The 7,336-nt window shown below is 61.3% G+C and carries 7 protein-coding genes; 6 read left to right on the forward strand and 1 reads right to left on the reverse strand.

Annotation, left to right across the window (positions count from 1 at the left end; all coding sequences use genetic code 11):
• The first annotated feature begins 138 nt into the window (after positions 1-138).
• From B2W52_RS19315 to B2W52_RS19340, 6 genes are all read left to right on the forward strand, one after another.
• A complete protein-coding gene (locus tag B2W52_RS19315; protein WP_104271541.1) occupies positions 139-1,179 on the forward strand; it encodes a sensor histidine kinase in 1,041 nt (346 codons plus the stop codon).
• Between the two features lie 29 nt (positions 1,180-1,208).
• Positions 1,209-1,958 carry a LytR/AlgR family response regulator transcription factor gene (locus tag B2W52_RS19320; protein WP_014575852.1) on the forward strand — a complete coding sequence of 250 codons (750 nt, stop codon included), beginning with the start codon at positions 1,209-1,211 and terminating at the stop codon, positions 1,956-1,958.
• 92 nt (positions 1,959-2,050) lie between these two features.
• Positions 2,051-2,992 (forward strand): hydroxymethylbilane synthase, encoded by a 942-nt coding sequence (hemC, locus tag B2W52_RS19325; RefSeq protein ID WP_014575851.1) that lies wholly within the window; start codon positions 2,051-2,053, stop codon positions 2,990-2,992.
• Positions 2,973-3,782 (forward strand): uroporphyrinogen-III synthase, encoded by an 810-nt coding sequence (locus B2W52_RS19330; RefSeq protein ID WP_014575850.1) that lies wholly within the window; start codon positions 2,973-2,975, stop codon positions 3,780-3,782. The genes hemC and B2W52_RS19330 overlap by 20 nt, the downstream gene beginning before the upstream one ends.
• 8 nt (positions 3,783-3,790) lie before the next feature.
• Positions 3,791-4,915 carry a uroporphyrinogen-III C-methyltransferase gene (locus B2W52_RS19335; protein WP_273070139.1) on the forward strand — a complete coding sequence of 375 codons (1,125 nt, stop codon included), beginning with the start codon at positions 3,791-3,793 and terminating at the stop codon, positions 4,913-4,915.
• On the forward strand, positions 4,912-6,153 hold the full coding sequence (locus B2W52_RS19340; protein ID WP_053114155.1) for a heme biosynthesis HemY N-terminal domain-containing protein: 1,242 nt from the start codon (positions 4,912-4,914) through the stop codon (positions 6,151-6,153). Before B2W52_RS19335 ends, B2W52_RS19340 begins: the two co-directional genes overlap by 4 nt.
• Positions 6,154-6,227: 74 nt before the next feature.
• On the opposite strand, the gene B2W52_RS19345 is transcribed toward B2W52_RS19340, so the two are convergent.
• Complete coding sequence (locus B2W52_RS19345) at positions 6,228-7,232, reverse strand: 2Fe-2S iron-sulfur cluster-binding protein (protein WP_273070141.1); 1,005 nt, start codon at positions 7,230-7,232, stop codon at positions 6,228-6,230.
• Positions 7,233-7,336: the final 104 nt, after the last annotated feature.

The raw sequence follows: 7,336 nt of genomic DNA on the forward strand, positions 1-7,336 counted from the left end.
ACTTTTTCTGATCCGTCATGGTCTATCTTTCCTGCTGACAGCCCGGCATCATCTGGCGGGAACTGGGTACATTGAACGTGGCGGGAGTATACCATTCTGACCCGGGTAAAGGAGACACCCCGTAACGGGGACAAAGGTGTGACAGAGAGCGAGTTCTTCGTTCCGGACCTGTGCCGGGTACGGGCCGTGTTCCTGTTGCTGGTCACCAGTGAACTGCTGGTTCTGGTGCTCGCCATCGTGCAGGCGGAGCGGGGCTGGATCGACTGGAATTACTTTGGGCTGTTGTCGCTGTTCGTGCAGTGGACCACCCTCACCAGTGCAGCCCTGATCTGCCTTTTGCGCACCCGGCTTGCACGGATGTCCGTCTCCGGTGCGACAACCACCATCGTCGCCATTGTGCTGTTGGATGTGCTCGCCTTCAGCCTGTTTGCAGACAGCGTCCTGCACCCCCAGGACGGCGTGGCTGTCTGGCAGGGCGTGGCCAAGAAGATGCTGCTGGCGTTGCTGATCGTGCTCATGGTGCTGCGCTATTTTTACCTGCAGCACCAGTGGCAACAGCAGCGTGAAGCGGAAATGCAGGCGCATCTGGCATCACTCCAGGCTCGCATTCAGCCGCACTTCCTGTTCAACAGCATGAACACCATTGCCAGCCTGATTGCCATCAATCCGGAACGGGCCGAAGAAGCCGTTCTGGATCTTTCGGAACTGTTTCGCGCCAGCCTTCGCACCGGCGACCAGCTGATCCCGCTATCCAGGGAACTGGCTTTGTGCCAGCGTTACCTGGCCATCGAAGCACTGCGCCTGGGCGACCGCCTGAAACTGGAATGGCAGATTGAAGAGGGTCTGGAGCAACAGGCCATTCCCCCGCTCACGCTGCAGCCCCTGGTGGAAAACGCCATCTACCATGGTATACAGCCGCGCCCGGACGGTGGCACCGTCAGGATTGAAGCCCAGGCCAAAGGCGAATTTGTCTACCTGCTGGTACAGAATCCAAAGCCGGACCAGAATAACCAGCAACATGACGGCAACCGAATGGCGCTGGCCAACATTCAGTCACGGCTACGGGCGCTTTTCGGTGAGCCGGCGGTGCTCAAACACAGCCACCAGCACGATGTGTACACGGTTACCCTGCGACTGCCGCGACGGAAGGCCGGCGAGCAGAGCGCCCGAAAACAATAAACCCCTGACCAACGGAAACGAGACAAGACATGACTGATACCCGCAGCGTCCTGATCGCCGATGACGAACCCCTGGCACGGGAACGCATCCGCCGGTTGGTGGAGGCGGTTCCGGGGTATCGGGTCTGTGGCGAAGCTGCAGACGGCGACAGTTGCTTGAAACAGGTGGCGGAACTGGAGCCAGACATACTGTTGCTGGATATCCGGATGCCGGGCATGGACGGCATGGAGGCCGCCAGCAGACTTAGCCAGCTGGCCAATCCACCGGCGCTGATCTTCTGCACGGCCTACGACCACTACGCTATCCAGGCATTTGACGTGCAGGCCATCGCCTACCTGCTCAAACCGGTTCGCAAAGAGGCCTTGGCGGAGGCCCTGGCCCGGGCCGGCAGGGTCAACCGGGTACAGTTGCAGGCACTCAACGGCCAGGCTGCCCACAGCCAGGAACAGTTGGCGGTGCGCACTCACCGCGGCACCGAGCTGATCGATCTGTCGGAAATCCTCTACTGCGAGGCAGATCAAAAATACGTCACCATCCATCACGCCCGGGGCGAAACCGTGTGTGACTACACGCTGAAGGAACTGGAAAACAGCTACCCGAGCACCCTGCTCAGGATCCACCGGAACACCCTGGTGGGGGTTCGCTTTATCCAGGCACTGAGACGGACGCCGGATGGCCACAACCTGGTCGCCCTGAGGGAAGGCCGGGGCGAACTGCCGGTCAGTCGCCGCCATGCCAGCAATGTCCGCCAGTGGCTTCAGGAACATCAGCCGGGCTGAATCAGCCGCGCGCCTTAGGCGGGAGCTGCGGGACTTTTCTGCCGCTACAAGGTAACCTTGGCGGACATTTTTCCGAACCGACAGTGAGTGTCATGTCCAAACGTACCCTTCGCATTGCAACCCGCAGCAGCGCCCTTGCGCTGTGGCAGGCGGAATTCATTAAGGCCGAGCTGGAAAGGCTGCACGACAACATCACCGTGGAACTGGTCAAGATAAAGACCCAGGGCGACAAGATCCTGGACGTGCCTCTGGCCAAAATCGGCGGCAAGGGCCTGTTCGTCAAGGAACTGGAAGAAGCTATGCTGGACGGCCGCGCAGACCTGGCCGTCCACTCCATGAAAGACGTGCCCATGGAATTCCCGGAAGGACTGGGGCTGGTGGCGATCTGCGAACGGGAAGACCCGACCGATGCCTTCGTCAGCAACCACTATGACAACGTTGACGCCCTGCCCCACGGCGCCGTGGTTGGCACTGCGAGCCTGCGCCGGGAGGCCCAGCTGCGGGCCTACCGCCCGGACCTGGAGATTCGCGTGCTGCGGGGCAACGTCAACACCCGGCTGGCCAAGCTTGATGCCGGCGAATACGAAGCGATTGTACTGGCCAGCTCCGGGCTTAAGCGTCTGGGCTTTCACGAGCGCATCCGCTACTGCCTGCCCGACACGTTGTCGCTGCCGGCGGTCGGCCAGGGCGCCCTGGGCATTGAATGCCGGGTCGATGACCAGGATCTGCTGGCCATGCTCGAACCCCTGAAGCACAAAGACACCTGGGATCGCGTCACCGCCGAACGGGCTCTGAACCGTCGGCTGGAAGGTGGTTGTCAGGTGCCAATCGCGGCGTACGCGCTTCTTGAAGACGACGATACAATCTGGCTGCGGGGCCTGGTGGGCGCTGTTGATGGCACCCAGATTTTCCGGGTCGAAGGCCGCGCGCCACGGGCCGAAGGCGAACGTCTGGGCCGGGAACTGGCCGAGGATCTGCTGGCTCTCGGAGCCGACAAGGTGCTGGCTGAAATCTATGGCCACACACCAACCTGAGCCCGACCTGAACGGCCGGCGGATTCTGATCTGCCGGCCCGAACCCGAGGCTTCGCGCCTGGCCAGCCGGTTTCGTGCAGCCGGTGCCGATGTACATATCCTGCCACTGATTGACCGGGAACCTCTGCCGGAAACGCCCGAGCGCCGCACACTCATTCTGAGCCTGGATGAATTTTCCCATGTGATCGCGGTCAGCCCGTTTGCCGCCCGGCTGCTGCTGGAAGAGGTGGACACCTGGTGGCCCCAGGTGCCCATGGGCATCCGCTGGTATGGCGTTGGTGCAGGCACCGCAGCCGTGCTTGCGGAACACGGTCTCAGCCCGCGGCGGCCGCCCGAGGGCTGGACCAGCGAGGCACTACTGGCATTGCCGTCACTGCAAAACCTCCAGCATGAGCGGGTTCTGCTCGCTCGCGGGGAAACCGGACGCGAACTGATCCGCGAAACCCTTGAAGCCAGGGGCGCCCGCGTGACCCTGCTGCCCCTGTACCGCCGCTTTCGCCCTGACCACGCGCCGGAGCGGATCCGGGCCACCCTCGATACCTTTGCTCCGGAGGCCATCGTCGCCCTGTCGGGCGAAACCTTGAACAATCTCATCGCACTATGTGCGAATAGCGGCCATAATCTATACGATAGGTTATTGATTGTTCCCGCAGATCGGGTTGCCGAACAGGCCCGGGCAGCGGGATTCCTAAATCCGTGTATACCAGGAAGCCTTGCCGATAACGACATCGTGGCCACGGTTGCAGCGCAACTTGCCGGCCGGGACGGTGGCTCCGGAAAAGCCAAGTAAGGACGCCCGTGACAGAGACAACGAATCAACTGCCCGCAACCGTTTCCAAGGAACCGCCTGCTCGCCAGAAACTCTGGCCGGTATGGCTGGTTGCCATTCTCGCCCTGATCATCGCAATCGCCCTGGCGCTCTGGAGCTGGCAACAGTGGAACAACCACCAGGCTGTCATGCAGACAATCGAGAGCCTGAAGCAGGACACCGCCCAGCTTGAAGATCTCTATGGCGACCGCGGCAGCCAGCAAAGCCAGCGCCTGCAGTCCCTCGAAGAGAAACTGGCAAGCCAGCGGGAACTGATTGCCACCCAGCAGCGCCAGATCGACCACAATGCCCGTGAACTGTTGGAAGCCGGAAACCGCACACGCACGGACTGGCTGCTGGCCGAGGCGGAATACCTTCTGCGCATTGCCAATCAGCGGTTGATGATCGAAAAAGACATCCGCGGAGCCATGTCGGCCCTGGAAGCGGCCGACGAAGTACTCACTGAATCCGACGACATCGGTGTCTACCCGGTTCGCCAGCAACTGGCTCGCGAAATTCTCGCACTCAAGGGCCTGACCGGCGTTGACCGCACCGGACTCTACCTGACACTGGAAGCGGCCATCGACAGCATCCACCAGCTTACCGACCAGGCCCTGATCAGTGAGAACGCGCCCGGCTTTGTCGTCAACGCTGCACAGGGAGAAAGCGCTGGAACCGGCGAAGAACCCGGCGCCGTCGTACAGGCCTGGAACAAGGTGAAAGCAACACTGATGCAGGTGGTGGTTGTGCGCCGCATGGACGAGCCGGTCAAGCCGCTGCTCTCTCCCGACCAGAGCGCCTATGCCCGACTGAACCTACAGCTGATGCTGGAAGAAGCCGAGATGGCGGTGTTGCGGGGCAACCAGCCGCTGTATGAGCGCGCCCTTACCAAGGCCCGAACCACCATTGACGACTGGTACAACGCAAGCAATCCCCGGGTCACCGCCCTGAGTGAAACCCTGGCTGAGCTGGCCGGCAAGAACGTGGACCCGGAGCTGCCGGATATCAGTCAGTCCCTGGACCTGCTCAAGGAGCGGCTGGCCGGACGCCTCAATGCCAACAACGGTAATGGCGAGGAAGACGCCGACGATGGTAATGGAGGCGGTGATTCATGATTCGCCTGTTACTGATCGTTCTGCTGGCGCTGCTGATTGGCACCGGCCTGTCCCTCGGATTGCAATATGATCTGGGCTACATCCGGATCAGCCTTGGCCATTACCTGATCGAAACCAACTTCTGGGTGGGGCTGGGCCTGATCGTGGCCCTGATCGTGCTGACCGTCCTGACCATCAACCTTATCCGCCGACTCAGAACCAGCACCGGCCTGGTGGCGGGCTGGATTGCCCGCGGCAATGAACGCCGGGCCCGACGCCGGACCACCCAGGGTTTGCTGGCGCTGGCCGAAGGCAACTGGCCCAGGGCCCGCAAACTGCTGACATCCTCCGCCAGCCATGCCGACACGCCCCTGATCAATTATCTTGCCGCCGCCCAGGCATCGTTCGAGACCGGTGATCACGAGGCCGTGGATGATCTGCTTCGCAAGGCCTTCGACAGCACCCCCGGCTCTGACATGGCCGTCGGTATTACCCAGGCCCAGCTGCAACTGGCAGGCAACCGCCTTGAACAGGCCCTGGCCACGCTGGTTCGCCTTCGCAAACAGTCGCCCCATCACCCCTTTGTGCTGAAACTGCTCAAAAACACCTATCTGCGCCTGGAAGACTGGCGCGAACTGTCCAGGTTATTGCCTGAACTTCGCAAACGCAGCGTGCTCTCGGAAGCGGAACTCAATGATCTGGAACGCCAGGTCTGGCATAACCTGCTGGAGCGTGCCGCAGAGGATTGCCGGCGCCAGCAGAAACAGGATCCCGATGCATCCCTGGAACCGCTGACCAGGCTCTGGGACGAACTGCCGGGCTTCCTGCGTCGCGACGAATACACCATAAGGGACTACGCCCGCCTGCTTGCCAGCCTTGGCGACGAGGTACAGACCGAAACCCTGTTGCGCAAGGTGCTGCGCAACCACTGGAGCGATGAGCTGATCAATCTGTACGGGCGGGTGAAGGGCCAGAAACCGGATGAACAGTTGCTGCTGGCCGAACAATGGCTGAAAGACCGGCCCAACAACCCCGAGCTTCTGCTGGCCCTGGGACGGCTGAGCCTTCGCAACGAACTCTGGGGCAAGGCACGTGAATATTTCGAGACCAGCCTGCGGCTGAAGCGGAGCCGGGAGGCACTGGCGGAGCTAAGCCGCCTGAATGCCCACATGGGCGAGGAAGAAGCCAGCGTCAAATTGCTGATGCAGGGGCTGGCCAAGGATAACGGGCTGCCGGAACTGCCAATGCCCAGGGCTTAGCGCCAGGGTGTAAAGAAAAAGGGCCAGATGAACGTCTCATCTGGCCCTTTTTTTATTCGACTACACAGGCTGCTTCACGAACGGGGGGCGTACTCCAGCACGTCAGAAAAGAACGCCTCTTCGGGCAGGCCCGCATCTACCAGAGCATCCATTAGTGTGTACACCATGGTGGGCGAACCGCTGGCATGGACCTCCACATTCTTCCAGTCCATACCGGATGCCAGAACCGCGCGAACCAGCTGGTCGTGATGGCCAGCCCAGTCATTATCCTCGTCATCTCCCACCACCGGCAGGAACGTGAAGCGGGGCCACTCGTCCTGCCATTGCTGTGCCAGGGCGCGAAGATACATGTCCTCGTGCCGACGAACGCCCCAGTAGAGCTTGACCGGTTGGTCGTAGGACGTTTCCCGGAGGTAATCCACCAGGCTCTTCATCTGGGCAAAGCCGGTGCCGGCAGCCACCAGCAACAGCGGCCTGGTCGGCACTGACGCCAGACAGGCCTTGCCGTGGGGCAGCTCCACGGTCACCTCACCACCGGACGTCAGGGCATCAATCACCTTCTGCGCCGACACCCACTCGGGGGTCGCCTGGATATGCAGCTCGATATTCTGGTCCGATGGACTGCTGGCGATGGAAAAGTAACAGGGGTCAGCATCAGGCAGATTGACCGACAGATATTGCCCGGCATGAAACGACAGCTCCCGACGCCGCGGAAGCTGCAGCTCAACGCGATAGACATCGTGACTGATCGACCTTACGTCCACGACCTTTGCCTGAAACTTGCCAGGCTGATTGTTTCCAGCTGCCATAACGGCGGATATCTCCAGTTCCAGATCCGTGAGCGCGATGCTACGGCACATCATCAAGCGCTCACCGATCTTTATAGTCTGTTGGTTTCGGGTATTAAGCGCGGCGCCCTTCAGTAACCGGGCCTCGCAGATTTCACATACCCCGTTGCGGCAGGCTGCCGGCACAGCTATGCCAGCCCGCGCGGCAGCGCCGAGCAAGTCTGCCTGCGACGCCGCATTGAAGGCGATACCAGAGGGCCAAAGCCGCACCGCCCTATGTTCACTGCCCATATCAGTCGGGGCGGGATGCCGGACTTTCAATACCCAGGGTATCCCACAGCTCATCGACGCGTTTTTTCACGTCTTCGGTCATGGCGATAGGCTCACCCCACTCC

The organism is Marinobacter sp. UBA2498 (assembly GCF_002341575.1).
In the GTDB taxonomy this organism is placed as follows: Bacteria; Pseudomonadota; Gammaproteobacteria; order Pseudomonadales; family Oleiphilaceae; genus Marinobacter; species Marinobacter manganoxydans.

What these genes read in the sequence shown, in the direction of transcription:
- B2W52_RS19320 (WP_014575852.1), top strand. Translation starts at nt 1,209, where the DNA reads ATGACTGATACCCGCAGCGTCCTGATCGCCGATGACGAACCCCTGGCA.
- hemC (WP_014575851.1), top strand. Translation starts at nt 2,051, where the DNA reads ATGTCCAAACGTACCCTTCGCATTGCAACCCGCAGCAGCGCCCTTGCG.
- B2W52_RS19330 (WP_014575850.1), top strand. Translation starts at nt 2,973, where the DNA reads ATGGCCACACACCAACCTGAGCCCGACCTGAACGGCCGGCGGATTCTG.
- B2W52_RS19340 (WP_053114155.1), top strand. Translation starts at nt 4,912, where the DNA reads ATGATTCGCCTGTTACTGATCGTTCTGCTGGCGCTGCTGATTGGCACC.
- B2W52_RS19345 (WP_273070141.1), bottom strand. Translation starts at nt 7,232, where the DNA reads ATGGGCAGTGAACATAGGGCGGTGCGGCTTTGGCCCTCTGGTATCGCC.